The organism is Pontibacter cellulosilyticus, assembly GCF_014306105.1.
GTDB classification, from domain to species: Bacteria; Bacteroidota; Bacteroidia; order Cytophagales; family Hymenobacteraceae; genus Pontibacter; species Pontibacter cellulosilyticus.
In genome coordinates this window covers 189,745-203,174 of the sequence record NZ_JACRVF010000002.1, presented here as the reverse complement: position 1 = coordinate 203,174, position 13,430 = coordinate 189,745, and the positions used below count along the sequence as shown (strand labels likewise).

The window sequence follows — 13,430 nt, the reverse complement described above, 5'->3', positions numbered from 1 at the left end:
GGGTATATCTTTAGAATAAGGTGAGTGTCGTAAATTTGTAGAGCAGCACTAGTACGATAGCCAAAGCCAACATCCAGGCATAGCCCACAATGCGGTAAGCAGCCGCGGCCATACTTGCCGAAGAATTATTTAACTCCTCAAAAGCCTGCAGTTTTGCCTGCCCCACCACATTTTTAGAAAGCAGGTGGTATGAGAAGTGAAAGCCCAGCGCCACTACCACTACATCATCTAGGAAACCGAAGACAGCAACCAGATCCGGTACCAGGTCTATGGGACTAATGGCATACCCAATGGCAAAAGCTAACAGCATGCGTACATACCACTTCACGCGATTATCGCGGTAAGACAAGTATAACGCATAGATTTCTGTATTGATGGCGTGTGTTTTCTGCTTAAGGGTATGTATCTGTATCATAGGGCGGCGTTTTATATTGCCTCTTGTACGGAAAACCACCCCCGAAAAGTTGCACTGATTTAGCGCTCTTTATTACTTTTTTTACACTTACGCCCAATGTTACGAATTCCAGATATCCCAGGCTGCCTCCGCCTGACCGTGCAGCATGCCTATCCCGTTCATAATTTTAGCTCCTGCAGCCTCACAGCGCTCTAAAAACAAAGTTTTTTCAGGATTGTACACAATATCGTAGGCAAAATGATCAGTACTTATACTTTCATAGGGTATGGTTGGCAGCGTATCTGTGTTGGGTGCCATGCCCAGCGGAGTTGTATTCACGATCAGGTTATAATCCTGCAGCATCTCCTCCGTCAGTTGCTCATAGCTAAGCTCGCCCTGCGCCGGAGTTCTGGAAACAGAAGTAAAAGGTATGCTCAAATCTGAGAGGGCTGTGCAAATTGCCTTGGAGGCACCGCCAGTACCCAGCACTAAAGCGTTTTTATACTTCTCTTTCGGATAAAAGGCTTGCAAGGTGTCTTTGAAGCCAATATAGTCGGTATTGTAGCCTTTGGTGTGGCCGTTCTCGATCTTAATGGTATTTACAGCTCCAATCCTGGCAGCCGCATCATCTAGCTCATCCAGCAAGGGAATTACCTCCTGCTTATAGGGGATGGTTACGTTTAAGCCCACCAGCTCCGGCTCACGCTGCAGCAGGGCTTTCAGATCCTGCACCTGCTCCAGTTCATACAGGTTGTATTGTGCATCAGCTATACCTTCGCCCTCAAACTTTGCCGTGAAATACTTTTTCGAGAACGAGTGCCCTAACTTCTTTCCGATCAGCCCGAACTTGCGCATATATTATACTTTGGTCGAATTGTTGTCTGTGAACTTATCGATGAGGTACACCAGGAAAAATCCGAATAGTGCCAATGCAATACCATAGGTTAAGTATGATTCGTGGCCTACTACTGTCTCGTAAGTGCCCGGCATTACATTTTCCTGTACCAATGGCTTTACTTCTCCGTGTCGATCAGTGTAGGTTTCTAAGGTCTGCTTCCAGGGCCATACTTTGTTTAGAGAGCCCACCATAAAACCTGTTAGCAGGGCAACCGTGATGTTATGGTAGTGCTTCAGCATCCAGTTAAGCACATGCGAAAAGGCAAGTATACCCGTAACGCATCCCAGGCCGAACACAGCTACTATATCTAATTTGAAGTCTTTAACAGCGTTAAGTATAAATTCATACTTGGCCAGCAGCACCAGCAAAAAGCTGCCTGAGATGCCCGGCAAAATCATGGCGCAGATGGCAATAGCCCCTGACAGAAAAATAAACCAGTAGCTTTCGGGTGTCTGTGTGGGCGTGGCTACTGTAATGTAGTACGCCAGCGCCGTACCTAAAAGGCCGGCGAGTATAACACCCCAGGTCCAGCGGGTAATCTTTTTGCTTACTACCACCGCCGAGGCCACGATCAATCCGAAAAAGAAAGACCACAGCAACTCCGGGTAATCGTTAAGTAGAAACAGCACTAGGCGGGCCAGCAAAGCTATCGAGAAAAGTATGCCCGATACCAGCACCACCAAGAAATTGCCGTTGATGTGCTTCCAGAGATCCAGGAACCTGAACTTGATCAACAGCTTCACGGCTTCGCCATTTACAGAGCGGATAGAGTTTAGCAACTCCTCGTAAATGCCTGTGATAAAAGCGATGGTACCACCCGATACGCCTGGAACAACATCGGCTGCTCCCATGGCCACTCCTTTCGAAAACAATAAAAGATACTCCCTTAACGATCTGCGTTTCATGGTATTTCTTGAGGCTGTACTTGGCATAGAAATCTGTTAAAAAAATTGCCCGCTCGGGCTTACCGACGGGCAATTTATACTTTTGGTTTTATACTTTAAGCTATTAGCAAGGTTTTTCGGTATCCAAAAAGTGCGAGAATGTATCACCGCGCAAACCTAATCGAATTGTCTCAAGCGGAATTACCTCGTTTGGCGCAATATTACCCAGGTTCACGTTTGTACCGAGTAATTTGATAAACCAAACCTGCTGTGCTTTCTGCGGCGCCTCCCAAAGGATTTTCTCAAAAGGTATCTGCGTCAGGATCTCCTCTACAAGGCCACTGCGCACCTCGCCGGTAGAACGGAACAGACCTACGTTACCGCCCTCGCGTGCCTCACCAATCACTTTCCAGGCACCGGCATCCAGCTCCGCTTTCATCAGTTTGATCCACATGTATGGCGGAATGATCTTCTCCGCATCCTTAGATCCTACTTCCGATAATACTGTTACCTGTTCTGTCAGCTGCTGTATATAATCGCACTTTACATCATGCGGCATATCCAGCGAACCATCCGACACCTCAGCAAAAGTCATGTTATACTTGTCCAGTACGCGACGATAATCGTCGAACTGGTTGCGCACAATAAACGCTTCAAATAAAGTACCTCCGAAATAGGTGGGAATACCTGCTGCTTTGTAAGCATCCAGTTTGCGCTGAAGGTTTGGAGTTACATAAGAGGTGGCCCATCCTAATTTTACAATGTCCACGTAGTCTCCGGCTACTTCTAAAAAGTCTTCTACCTCTCGTACACTAAGACCTTTGTCCATGGCCATGGTAAAGCCGCGCTCACGGGGTTTTGTCTCGCGCTCAGGGATACTTGTCAGCGTATAGTTCATCTAGATTTATTTGCGATATTGATCAATCAGTCTTGATAAAGCGCGCTGCGACTCTAGTTCCGGGAAGAACTCAAACAACAGCTTGTGCTTATCGAAGTCCAAAATTAACGCATTTTCCAGATAATTGTAAGCTTCGCGGTATTTTCCTGCCGAAAGCATATAGGCACAGGCCCTGTAATAAAGCTCTGCTTCGTCTGGCTGCAGCTCAATCGCATTTAAAATTATTTCGATGGCCTCGTCGAAGTTGCCCTGCTCGTACAGGATGATGGACCAATTAAGGTAGATGTTCTTATCGTCCGGCTGAATTTCAGCAGCACGGGCATAACTCTCCAATGCCGACACCACATGCCCTACGTTATACTCTGCGGCGGCCAATGCCACCCAATAGTCCACGCTGTCGTCGTAAAGCTCAACGGCCTTTTTAAAGAAGTGCACCGCCTCATACCACTTGCCCTGCGCATCCAGTATAACCCCAATGCCAAACCAAGCTTCATCCATCTCAGGGTCCAGGTCAACGGCTTTTTGGTAGTAGCGGCGCGATAGGTCCCACTGGCTTAGCTTTTCGTAGCACTCACCTATGTTGCAGTATACTTCTGCATTTGGTGTGCCGTGCTCCAGCATTGCGTTAAAGGCTTCTATGGCTTTGGTATACTCGCCGATAAAAACATAGGCGTTCGCCATGTTATTGTAGGCCGTAATAAAGTCAGGTTTGATAATAGTGGCATAGTCATAAGCGCCAATGGCCTTATCGTAAGAGCCGAGCTTGTTGTACACGTTGCCAATATTAAACCAAGCTACGTACGAATAAGGGTCTTTATCGATAAACTCCTGGAAGAAAGGCAAATGCTCGCGGATGGTGCCCGTAAGCTCCATGCAATAGATGATCTCCTGCATAGCCGCCTCGTTTTCTACGTTAAGCCCAATGCACTTTTTATAGTACTTGATGGCCGAATTAAACTTACCCCACGTCTGGTAGGCAAGGGCTATATTAAAGTAGATATCATCCCTGTCTTCGGAGTAGGCAAGCGCCTTTTTAAAATAATCTATGGCATCACGAAACTCCCCGCGCTGGGTATAAATAATACCACGTGTAAGCTGCACATCGGCACTTTCGGGCTCTACTTCAGCCACCTGGTTTATAACCACAAGCGCTTCCTCAAAATTGCCGGACATAGCCAGCAATTGCGCTTTATCAATAAGCAAACCAGAAGAAAAAGGATATTGCGCCAGTGCGGCATCACAGGCTAAAAGGGCTTTCTTATATTCGAAATTTGCGGTGTAATAATCTATAATTGACTCAAAGTCAGTCAAATCAAAAAATACAGTCTCTTTACTGCCGAGCATCTGCTCGAAACGGTTTATCAGTTCCAGCTCTTCGCTGTGTTCTTCAAAATTATCTTTCATCTCAACATCCAACAAGCTGTAAGGGTCACAGCCTTTGTCTTAGTACATATTTACACTTTAAATAGTTTAGTTCACACAGCATTTTGCGCCGCAGGCTTCAGCTCTCGGCACACCCATTCTAAACTATCTTTTATTGGCCTGAAATCCATTCCAGTGGCTTTTCGCACCTTATCATTACTGAACAAGTGATGCTTACCTGTGATACGCGCTGTCTCTTTGGTGATAAGTGGCCTGCCACCGGTAAACCAGGTTCGAACCCGCTCCAAGCGCCACACCACTTCCGTCAGGGCCGGAGGCACTTTTATACCTGGCGCTTTTTTACCGAAACAGGCGGCCACTGCACGAAAAAACTCTTTATAGCTCAGTTCCGCTGCACTTAATATAAATCTTTCACCTGTAATATCCGAGAAGGTTAAGCGCATCATGGCCTCCACCACATCTCTTACATCTACAAAATTTGCACCACCTTCAGTATAGAAAGGCCTCTCTCTGTAAACGTATTTAAATAATTGCGTGCTGCTGCGGTGCCAGTCTGCAGGCCCAAGTATAACTGATGGGTTTACGATAACAGCATCCAGCCCTTCAGATACACCGCGCCATACTTCCAATTCGCCAAGGTATTTGGAGCTGGCATAGGCAGAATGATACTCTGCGGCATCCCATTTGTTCTCTTCAGTAAGTACAGAGGCTCCTTTGGGTTTGCCAATGGCCGCAATCGAGCTAACGTGGCAAAGTTTTATACTTCCATGATCCAGGCAGGCATCAACCACGTTGGCTGTGCCCTCTATGTTTACATGTTTTAACAGCTCTTTATCCTGCGGTGCATACGATACTAAACCGGCACAATGGAACACATATTCCGCATCCTGCAGGGCCTCCCTCAGAAAAATTGGGTCAAGTATATCCCCCTCCAGCCACTGCACTTGCTCTTTACCTTCTATCGATGGCACATACTCTCTGTAGCTGGCTTTAACAGTATATCCTTTGCCTAGTAGGGCAGGAATCAAGAAACTGCCGATAAGGCCGCTGCCGCCAGTCACAAATACCGTCATGGATTGATACGTTTGAGGTTGGAAGGATTACAATTGACTGTTGCGCACTGCCAGGCTGAGTGCCTTAGGCAAATACTTACTTGCCAGTACCCTGTTAAGCGAGTCAGTGTGTTTTAGGCTGTGCACATCAGAGCCCAGAAAATCAACCATGCCGCTGTCAATAAGTTTTTCGGCTACGGTTTTGGCAGCTGGCGAGTAATAACCTGAAAGCGAGTTGAGGTTAGGCTGAAAAAGCACTCCCTGCTTCCATAGCTCTGCCAGATCATCGAACTTACCGTAGAAGTAGGAATAGCGCTCCGGGTGTGCCAGCACTGGTTTATAGCCTTTAGAGCGCATTTTAAAGATAGCTTCGCGCAGATTTAGTGGCTCGTTCAGGAAAGATGTTTCGAACAGCAGGTAGTTATCACCAAAAGTCAGCAACTCTTCATCCCTGCTCAGTTTCTCCAGAAAGCCTTCGTCCAAGTAATGCTCTGCAGCACAATCAAGCTCCATGTCTATACCAGCCTCCTGCACCGCCGCACGTAGCACAGCTAACCGCTCACGGATCATATCTGGCGTGTTTTTATAGAAGTCACTCATAATGTGCGGCGTCATGATCAGCTTTCTGTACCCCAGCTCCTTCATTGCCTGCACCAACTCCAAAGACTTTTCAAGGCTGTCTGCGCCGTCATCCAGCCCAGGAAGAATATGTGAATGCATATCAACAGCTAATGCGCTGAAAGATGCCTCAGCCACGCTCTCTCCCTTAAATAAGCTTTGTAGAAACTTCTTCATTAACCAGTTGCTTAGCAGCGTCTGTTTGGTGTATTCTGCCTTTTTATATAAACTAACTTCAAAGATACGCTAAATAATAGCCCCTATCAAACAATATGATTTGCCTGTTCAATGACTGTGCCTTTTCATAACCAATATAGCTTAAATTACATGCAATGCGTTGGCTTTTAAACACAATTAGCTAGCTTTGTAAACAACAGATGGTGTAAAACCGTTATATACGCGACTTTAAAACTGCACACTAAACTTTTAATGGAATTTAAACTTACAGAAAATCAGCGCATGATTGCGGACATGGTCCGTGACTTCGGAGCAAAGAACATTAAACCTAAGATGCGTGAGTGGGACGAGAGCCAGGAGTTTCCGGTGGAAGTGTTCAAACAACTCGGTGAACTGGGACTAATGGGCGTACTGGTGCCAACCGAATATGGCGGCTCAGGTTTCGGTTATCTGGAGTATGTAACAGCAATCGCTGAATTATCAAAAATTGATGGCTCTATCGGGCTTTCGATGGCGGCACACAACTCCCTTTGCACTGGCCATATTCTGCAATTTGGCAACGAAGAGCAGAAGCAGAAATACCTGCCAAAACTGGCTACAGCCGAGTGGATCGGTGCCTGGGGCTTAACAGAGCCTAACACCGGATCTGACGCAGGTAACATGCGCACAGTAGCCGTACAGGATGGCGACTATTGGGTGATCAACGGTGCCAAAAACTTTATTACGCATGGTAAAAGCGGCAATGTTGCTGTGGTAATTGTTCGTACCGGCGAAGTAGGCGACTCTCACGGCATGACGGCTTTCGTTATTGAAAAAGGTACTCCGGGCTTTAGCGCAGGTCGCAAAGAAGATAAACTGGGTATGCGTGCTTCCGAAACAACAGAGCTTATTTTCCAGGACTGCCGCGTACACAAAGATCAGATTCTAGGCGAAGTAGGCGAAGGCTTTATCCAGTCAATGAAAGTTCTGGATGGTGGTCGTATTTCTATCGCGGCACTTTCTCTTGGCATTGCACAAGGCGCTTTCGAAGCTGCGCTTGCTTACTCTCAGGAGCGTAGCCAGTTTAACAAACCTATCTCCAGCTTCCAGGGCATTGCCTTTAAGCTAGCAGACATGGCCACTGAAATAGAGGCTGCCTCTTTATTGACCTACCAGGCTGCCGATATGAAGAACCGCGGACTTAACGTGAACAAAGAGTCTGCTATGGCTAAACTTTATGCGTCTGAGGTATCGGTTAGAGTGGCGAACGAGGCTGTACAAATTTTCGGCGGCTATGGCTTTACGAAAGACTATCCGGCTGAAAAGTATTACCGCGACGCCAAACTTTGCACCATTGGTGAGGGAACAAGTGAGATACAAAAGCTTGTTATCTCTAGAGCTATACTTAAATAATGGGCTTAAAGGCAGTATTTTATACGTTGCTGTGTAGCTAACTATTTATTTTTTACAGATTTGGATAAAATTTTTGCCCAATCTGTTGATTTTTAAGTATAACCTTCGTTAAATTTGCAACCCTAATTCTAAGAGAAGAGAGATAACATGATTATTGTAAACGTAAAAGATAACGAGTCTGTAGACCGTGCATTAAAAAGATTCAAGAAGAAATTTGAAAGAACTGGTGTTCTGAAAGAGCTGCGTGCGAGAACTTTTTTCGAAAAGCCATCTGTAGCTAAGAGAAAGCAAAAAGAGAGAGCTGCTTACAAGCAGAAGCTTTTTGCTGAACAAAACTACTAGTCTTTTATACCAATATATCCGATAATTCCATAAATTAGTGTAACTGATCTTCACATCAGGGATACTAGTTTATGGAATTATTTTTTAAGTACCTACAGTACGAAAAGCGGTACAGTCCGCACACCCTTACCTCCTACCACACCGATCTGGGACAGTTTTCTCAGTACCTGGAGCAAGTATACCAGATCACAGAACCGGCAGAGGCCGACCATACTATTATCCGCTCCTGGATACTTACGCTTGTCCAGAATAATATTAAACCAAGGTCCATCAATAGGAAGATTGCCTGTTTACGGTCATACTATAGGTTTCTGCTTTCGCAGCAACAAATCAGCGTTAATCCAATGGTGCGCATCAAAGCGCCTAAGGCTCCTAAAAAACTTCCAGCCTTCGTACCCGAAGAGTCTTTTAACACGCTCCTTGATAGTTTTGAATTTGAAAAGTCTTTCGAAGGCCAGCGTGACAGGCTTATACTTGAATTTCTATATGGCACCGGCATTCGTCTGGCCGAGCTGATCGGAATTGAAGAGAACGACATAGACATGCGTGCCAAAACGGTGCGCGTGCTGGGCAAAGGCAATAAAGAACGAGTTGTTCCTATCAACGACTCTTTGCTGAGCTGTATTGAGGAGTATTTGCAGTACAAGAAAAGTGAGTTTTCTGATAACAATTCAGAAAAACTGCTCGTTACTAATAAAGCTCGTCCCCTTTATCCTAAGTTCGTTTACCGCGTTGTCAAAAAGTATATTAGTTTGATTACCACCTCTGACCATAACAGCCCTCACGTGTTGCGGCATTCCTTTGCTACACACTTACTAAACAAGGGGGCAGATTTAAATGCAATTAAAGATTTACTAGGCCATTCAAGTCTTGCGGCAACGCAAGTGTACACGCACAACTCAATAGAGCAGCTAAAGTCTGTCTTTGAGAAGGCACATCCTAAAGCATAAGTTAAACCATTAAATATTACGACTATGAAGCTACAGATGCATTCCATCCACTTCGAGGCTGACCAGCAGCTTACCGATTTCATACAGCAGAAAGTAGATAAGTTGGAAACATTCTACGATCGTGTAGTGGAAGGTGAAGTGTTTCTTAAACATAACAACCGGGACGGTATAGACAATAAAACCGTAGAGATCAAACTTTTTGTACCGGGTGCCACCCTCTACTCTGAAGAAGATGCCCCTTCTTTTGAAGCTGCCGCAGACGCCGCAGTAGAAGCAATGCGACGCCAGCTAAGAAAGTATAAAGAAAAGCAAATGGCGCACTAGTGTAAGCAGAGCTTACTAATTATGAATGATGAATTTCTAAAGTAATTTCATCAACTGCATAAACAAAAAGGCCTGCTATACACTAGCAGGCCTTTTTGTTTATATACCTTCTTAAAGGTTATAGGCTAAATTCCTTCTTTATCTGGTCAACGTAATCCAGTTTCTCCCAAGTAAAGGTTTCGAACTCTTTGCTCTCTTTATGGCCGTTAACAGAAACCTCAAGTTTTTTAATCCCTGGAGTTCTACCCATGTGTCCATAAGCAGCCGTCTCAGAGAAAATTGGGTTCTGCAGGCCAAAACGCTGTACAATAGCGTAAGGGCGCATGTCAAACAGCTTGCTTACCTTCTCCGCAATTTCGCCATCACTCATTATATTGCCACTGGCATCTTTCACTTTCGTAGAGCCATATGTAGTTACGTACAAACCTACTGGCTTGGCAACACCAATCGCATAAGCAACCTGCACCAACACCTGGTCGGCAACACCGGCAGCTACTAAGTTTTTAGCGATATGGCGTGCAGCATAAGCCGCTGATCGATCAACTTTAGAAGAATCTTTACCAGAGAAAGCACCACCACCGTGCGCACCTTTACCGCCATACGTATCAACAATGATCTTACGACCAGTTAAACCTGTATCACCGTGCGGGCCACCAATAACAAACTTTCCGGTTGGGTTAATGTGATAAACGATATCGTTGTTGAAAAGCTTCTGGATACGCTCCGGCAACTTCTTCAGTACACGCGGGATAAGTATAGCGTCGACATCTTCTTTGATCTTGGCTACCATCTCCTTCTCAGCGCTGTCTTTTGCCTCTGCTGTGTCACTGTCAGCTTTCACAAATTCATCGTGCTGCGTAGAGATAACTATGGTATCGATCTTTTCAGGCACATGGTTGTCACTGTAACGAATCGTAACCTGAGACTTGGCATCTGGGCGCAGATAAGTCATTTCTTTACCTTCTTTGCGGATAGCAGACAGCTCCTCTAACAGCAGGTGCGAAATGCTAAGCGCCAATGGCATGTAGTTATCAGTTTCGTTTGTAGCGTAGCCGAACATCATACCCTGGTCACCGGCTCCCTGATCTTCTGGGTTAGCACGCTCCACTCCCTGGTTAATATCAGCAGACTGCTCATGTATCGCAGAGATAACACCGCAAGCATCTGCATCAAACATATACTCAGATTTTGTATAACCTATGCGTTTGATAACATCACGTGCTACTTTCTGCACATCAACATAGGCCTCTGTCTTAACTTCTCCACTAAGTACAACTAAACCAGTTGTAACCAGTGTTTCACAAGCCACCTTAGACTGCGGGTCTTGCTTTAAGAATTCGTCAAGCAGCGCATCGGATATCTGATCCGCCACTTTATCTGGATGTCCTTCTGATACTGACTCAGAAGTAAATAAATACGGCATGATTGTAAGGGTTTAGGTACAAAGTATAAACCTCGCCACACATTTGAGTAGCGGGTACAAAACTAAGACAATTCTGCCATAGTTGAAACATGAAGTATAAGCAGACATCAGATTAAAACGTAATAGTGAGTGATGATATAACTTTAACTTCAACTCTTGGTTATAACATAAATAGCTCTTTGCCGCTTTGTATTACTAAACCCTGATATTGATACGCACGTTTCAAGTACAATTAATGATACAATTGACAATACAACTATGAAAAAAATATTTAGCGTTATCGCTATTCTATCCATATTCACCGGACAGGTGCACGCACAGGATGATTCCCCTTACAAAACCAGCTTTAAAGTAGACGCTCCTATTATTGTAGCTGGTATGGGTCTTAGTTATTATGGCCTTACACTTATGCAGGACAAGGACGGGTTGACCCCAGAGCAGATTTCCAGATTAAGCAAGGACGATGTAAATGGCTTTGACCGGTTTTCTGCAGGCTGGGATTCTGAAAACGCAAAAAAGGTAAGTGATATTCCATTTTATGGATCATTCGGCCTACCTTTTTTAATGATGTTGAATGATAATGTTGGCAGTAAAGCTGGGCAGGTATTTGTGCTATATGTAGAGACGATGGCAGTAACAGGCTCTCTGTTTACTATGACAAATGGCAATCTACCTAGAACAAGGCCTTTAATCTACAGCGCCGACGTAGAGATGTCGGAGAAGACAAGAGCCAACGCCAGAAACTCATTTTATGCCGGACACACAGCTGCAGCAGCCAGCGCTACGTTTTTCGCAGCAAAAATCTTCCATGATTTTAACCCGGATTCACCTGCACGAAAATATGTATGGGCCGCAGCTGCTGCTATACCTGCTGCTGTCGGCTATCTCAGACTAAGAGCCGGCAAACACTTTCTTAGCGATAACATAGTTGGGTATACTCTAGGCGCAGCTGCAGGTATACTTGTTCCGCAACTTCATAAGAAAACGAACAACACAAATTTCAGCCTCACGCCTGTTGCCGCACCAGATTACAGAGGAGCTTTATTGACTTATAGCTTTTAGTAAAGGATGAAAGGCAAACTATCGCTGGTTTTCTTTCTTATATGCCTTAGTATCAACTGTTCTTTCGCACAGGTTGCTACTTCGCCTTATAAAACTAGTTGGCTCAAAGATGGGGCTTTAACCGCGGCAGGCATTGGAGCATCGGTTGTAGGCGGTTCTCTTATTAATAATAAAGACAGATTAACACAGCAGAACCTGCTAAACCTTACTAAAGCAGACGTTAATGGGTTTGATCGTTTTGCTGCAGGCAACTATAGCACAAGCGCCGAAACAGTTAGTGACTTTCCTTTTTACGGTTCATTCCTTACGCCATTTCTGCTTCTATTGGACGAAGATATTAAGCAGAATGCTCCACAGGTTTTCTTACTGTATGGCCAAACTATGTCCTTAGCAGGAGGACTTTACAGCTTAACAGCTGGTCTCTCTAGGCGCAAGCGACCATACATCTATGCTGATGATGCTCCTTTAAGTATCAAAACTGATAAGCAAGCAACGAATTCATTTTATGCCGGCCATACTGCAGCTACCGCTGCAGCAACTTTTTTCGTTGCCAAAGTATACCACGATTTTAATCCAGACTCTCCTGCCCGGCCTTATATTTGGGCGACAGCAGCCGTTGTGCCTGTGGCAGTGGGTTATTTGAGGATCAGAGCTGGCAAGCATTTTTTAAGCGATAACATAGTTGGGTATGCTGTGGGTGCTGGCCTTGGTATTCTTGTACCGGAATTACACAGAAGGTCCAAAAAAGCTAACTACAGTCTACTGCCAGTTGCTGCACCAGAATATAACGGCGCAATGTTTAACTATATATTTTAGCAAAAACCAAGTAGCTCTAAAGCTCCTTCATTCAGATTTAAAGATATAACCTCACTATGTATTTGATGCTAGCCTTTACATTTTTGTAATTACCTTAACACCTGCTTCGCTTGGTGTACATAATAATGAACATTATTCTAACTGTTTTATAAAATAAAAAAGGCCTCAGAAATCTGAGGCCTTTTTTGACTATAGAATGTTAACCTTATCCTTTGTTGATCAGGATACCAATTCTTTTGTAATTAGCACTAGCTGGCAATTTTGCAGCTTCACTTCCTTGCAGCTCAAGAACAATTAGTCTTTCTGTAGCAAGAGCAGTACCTGGGTTCAGAATATTTACTTCTACAATACCAAAGCTAGAGTTAGCTGGTATAGTTAAAGTACCAGTTGTTGTAAAGTGAGTGCCCTGCACAGCAGGCTGGCCATCTATAATTATAGCACCAGTTGTAGCATTTTTAGTCTGGAAAGTCTCACCAGGTACAACTGAATAAGCAATCTGAGTCTCAGTAGATCTCTGAGGACCTACAAGATTTACTCTGAATCTTATAGTACCAGATGTTCTGCTAATAAGTGGATCGGCTGGAATACCGTTAGTTGTAGCTGTATATACTCCACGACCATAGTGACCTTCTGTCTGGTGTCTGCTCAGTACTGGATAATTTTTATCCAGACCAAAGCTGTTGTACGTGGCTGCATCAAACTCAACGAAGTCCTTTTTTATTACTATGTCTTCGTTTTCGATGCAGGATGTTACTGACAATGATATCAGCGCCAGAAATAATATAAATATCTTTCTCATGATTTTGTATTCAAAAAA

15 protein-coding genes are annotated in these 13,430 nt (G+C 44.6%); 6 read left to right on the top strand and 9 right to left on the bottom strand.

Annotation, left to right across the window (positions count from 1 at the left end):
• Positions 1–10: 10 nt before the first annotated feature.
• From H8S84_RS08485 to H8S84_RS08455, 7 genes are all read right to left on the bottom strand, one after another.
• On the bottom strand, positions 11–415 hold the full coding sequence (locus H8S84_RS08485) for a YkvA family protein (protein ID WP_187066898.1): 405 nt from the start codon (positions 413–415) through the stop codon (positions 11–13).
• 99 nt (positions 416–514) lie between these two features.
• A complete protein-coding gene (locus tag H8S84_RS08480) occupies positions 515–1,249 on the bottom strand; it encodes a shikimate dehydrogenase family protein (protein WP_187066897.1) in 735 nt (244 codons plus the stop codon).
• 3 nt (positions 1,250–1,252) lie between these two features.
• The gene (locus tag H8S84_RS08475; protein ID WP_222621619.1) at positions 1,253–2,197 is read right to left on the bottom strand and encodes a DUF368 domain-containing protein; all 945 of its coding nucleotides are present in this window, start codon (positions 2,195–2,197) and stop codon (positions 1,253–1,255) included.
• Between the two features lie 103 nt (positions 2,198–2,300).
• Positions 2,301–3,074 carry a phosphosulfolactate synthase gene (locus H8S84_RS08470; RefSeq protein WP_187066896.1) on the bottom strand — a complete coding sequence of 258 codons (774 nt, stop codon included), beginning with the start codon at positions 3,072–3,074 and terminating at the stop codon, positions 2,301–2,303.
• A gap of 6 nt (positions 3,075–3,080) precedes the next feature.
• Positions 3,081–4,478 (bottom strand): tetratricopeptide repeat protein, encoded by a 1,398-nt coding sequence (locus H8S84_RS08465; RefSeq protein ID WP_187066895.1) that lies wholly within the window; start codon positions 4,476–4,478, stop codon positions 3,081–3,083.
• A 71-nt stretch (positions 4,479–4,549) separates the two neighbouring features.
• The gene (locus H8S84_RS08460; protein ID WP_187066894.1) at positions 4,550–5,530 is read right to left on the bottom strand and encodes an NAD-dependent epimerase/dehydratase family protein; all 981 of its coding nucleotides are present in this window, start codon (positions 5,528–5,530) and stop codon (positions 4,550–4,552) included.
• Between the two features lie 27 nt (positions 5,531–5,557).
• On the bottom strand, positions 5,558–6,304 hold the full coding sequence (locus tag H8S84_RS08455) for a tyrosine-protein phosphatase (protein WP_187066893.1): 747 nt from the start codon (positions 6,302–6,304) through the stop codon (positions 5,558–5,560).
• Between the two features lie 252 nt (positions 6,305–6,556).
• Here H8S84_RS08455 and H8S84_RS08450 point away from each other — a divergent pair, with 252 nt between their 5' ends.
• From H8S84_RS08450 to hpf, 4 genes are all read left to right on the top strand, one after another.
• A complete protein-coding gene (locus H8S84_RS08450) occupies positions 6,557–7,696 on the top strand; it encodes an acyl-CoA dehydrogenase (protein ID WP_187066892.1) in 1,140 nt (379 codons plus the stop codon).
• Between the two features lie 147 nt (positions 7,697–7,843).
• On the top strand, positions 7,844–8,038 hold the full coding sequence (gene rpsU / locus H8S84_RS08445) for a 30S ribosomal protein S21 (RefSeq protein WP_187066891.1): 195 nt from the start codon (positions 7,844–7,846) through the stop codon (positions 8,036–8,038).
• A 71-nt stretch (positions 8,039–8,109) separates the two neighbouring features.
• A complete protein-coding gene (locus tag H8S84_RS08440) occupies positions 8,110–8,988 on the top strand; it encodes a tyrosine-type recombinase/integrase (protein ID WP_187066890.1) in 879 nt (292 codons plus the stop codon).
• Positions 8,989–9,012: 24 nt separating this feature from the next.
• The gene (hpf, locus tag H8S84_RS08435) at positions 9,013–9,312 is read left to right on the top strand and encodes a ribosome hibernation-promoting factor, HPF/YfiA family (RefSeq protein ID WP_187066889.1); all 300 of its coding nucleotides are present in this window, start codon (positions 9,013–9,015) and stop codon (positions 9,310–9,312) included.
• A gap of 118 nt (positions 9,313–9,430) precedes the next feature.
• On the opposite strand, the gene metK is transcribed toward hpf, so the two are convergent.
• Positions 9,431–10,735 carry a methionine adenosyltransferase gene (gene metK, locus H8S84_RS08430; protein WP_187066888.1) on the bottom strand — a complete coding sequence of 435 codons (1,305 nt, stop codon included), beginning with the start codon at positions 10,733–10,735 and terminating at the stop codon, positions 9,431–9,433.
• Positions 10,736–10,993: 258 nt separating this feature from the next.
• On the opposite strand from metK, the gene H8S84_RS08425 reads away from it, so the two are divergent.
• Positions 10,994–11,797 carry a phosphatase PAP2 family protein gene (locus H8S84_RS08425; protein ID WP_187066887.1) on the top strand — a complete coding sequence of 268 codons (804 nt, stop codon included), beginning with the start codon at positions 10,994–10,996 and terminating at the stop codon, positions 11,795–11,797.
• A gap of 6 nt (positions 11,798–11,803) precedes the next feature.
• Positions 11,804–12,613, top strand: a complete 810-nt coding sequence (locus H8S84_RS08420) for a phosphatase PAP2 family protein (RefSeq protein ID WP_187066886.1) — start codon at positions 11,804–11,806, stop codon at positions 12,611–12,613.
• Between the two features lie 205 nt (positions 12,614–12,818).
• Here H8S84_RS08420 and H8S84_RS08415 read toward each other — a convergent pair whose 3' ends face one another.
• Positions 12,819–13,412 carry a hypothetical protein gene (locus H8S84_RS08415; protein WP_187066885.1) on the bottom strand — a complete coding sequence of 198 codons (594 nt, stop codon included), beginning with the start codon at positions 13,410–13,412 and terminating at the stop codon, positions 12,819–12,821.
• Positions 13,413–13,430 lie beyond the last annotated feature (18 nt).